We start from the raw sequence: 1,565 nt of genomic DNA, 5'->3' as shown, positions 1-1,565 counted from the left end.
TCCGCACCACCCTCAACATCAACCTCACCATCCGCGACATCTTCCAATCACCCACCATCGCCACCCTCACCCAACACACCAACACCCACACAACCACACACAAACGACCCGCATTGGTTACGGAGGACCGGCCGGAACGCCTTCCGCTGTCCTTCGCCCAGCGGCGTCTGTGGTTCATCTCGACGCTGGAAAAGCGCGGCACGGCGTACAACGTGCCACTCTCGGTGCGGCTCGACGGAGAGCTGGACGCCGACGCCCTGCGAGCGGCCTTCGCTGATCTGTCGCGGCGCCACGAGGTCCTGCGGACCGTGTTCGGATCGGTGGACGGCGAGCCCTTTCAGCGCGTTCTCGATCCGGAGGACGCCCCAGTGGTCTTCGAGCGGCGCCGGGTGGCCGAGGACCGGCTCGACGAGGAGCTGCGCGCCGCGGCCGGGCACGCCTTCGACCTCGGCGCCGAACCGCCGTACCGCGTGACGCTTTTCGACCTCGGCGACGGCGCCCATGTACTGCTGGTCCTCTTGCATCACATCGCCACCGACGGCCAGTCCCTGCGGCCGCTCTTCGACGATCTCGCCGCCGCCTACACCGCCCGGCGCGACGGTACGGCTCCCGACTGGCGGCCGCTGCCGGTGCAGTACGCCGACTACGCGCTCTGGCAGCGGCGGCTGCTCGGTGACGAGTCCGACCCCGAGAGCGTGCTCTCCGGCGAGCTGGCGTACTGGCGTGAGGCTCTCGCCGGCCTTCCCGAGGAACTGAGCCTGACCCTTGACCGGCCCCGGCCGGCCGTGGCGGGCCACCGGGGCGGCGCGGTCGTGGTGGACTTCGGCCAGGAACTGCGGTCCCGGGTGGCGGAGCTGGCGCGGGCCGAGCGGTGCACCGTCTTCATGGTGCTCCAGGCCGCGCTCGCCGCGACGCTGACCCGGCTCGGCGCGGGAGAGGACATACCGATCGGTTCGCCGGTGGCGAGCCGGTCGGACGAGGCCGTGAACGACCTGGTCGGGTTCTTCGTCAACACCCTGGTGCTGCGCACCGACACCTCGGGCAATCCGTCGTTCCGGGAGCTGCTGTCCCGGGTACGCGCGCTCGACCTGGACGCCTTCGCGCACCAGGAGGCGCCTTTCGATCTGGTACTGGAAGCACTCAACCCGGTGCGGTCACTCGCCCGGCATCCGCTCTTCCAGATCTGTCTCGCTCTGGAGAGCGGTGGCGACGCCGGTCTCCGGCTGCCCGGTGTCCGCTCGGAGTCCAGTGGTGTCGTCGACACCCACTCGGCCAAGTTCGATCTGGAGTTCCTGCTGCGCGAGGACGAGGAAGCGGGCCTCACGGGCGCGGTGCTCTACAGCTCGGACATCTTCGACCACACGACCGTCGAGCGTCTGGTGGCCGCCTTCGAGCGTCTCCTGCGTCAGGTGACGGTGGATGCGGGTGTGCTGGTCGGTGACGTGGACGTACTGAGCCCGGAAGAACGCACGCTGGTCATGGAGACCTGGAACAACACCCACGCCCCCATCGACAACCGGCCCCTCAACGAACACTTCGAAGAACACGCACACACCAACCCCAAC

1 protein-coding gene is annotated in these 1,565 nt (G+C 68.8%); it reads left to right on the top strand.

Annotated features, from left to right (window positions below):
* Positions 1-1,565, top strand: a 1,565-nt coding sequence (locus PV679_RS35965; protein WP_319685488.1) for a condensation domain-containing protein, incomplete at both ends; no start/stop codon positions are given.

Source organism: Streptomyces sp. AK02-01A, from assembly GCF_033795305.1.
Lineage (GTDB): Bacteria > Actinomycetota > Actinomycetes > Streptomycetales > Streptomycetaceae > Streptomyces.
The sequence above is the reverse complement of the archived record's forward strand: the minus strand, read 5'-3'. Positions and strand labels throughout refer to the sequence as shown.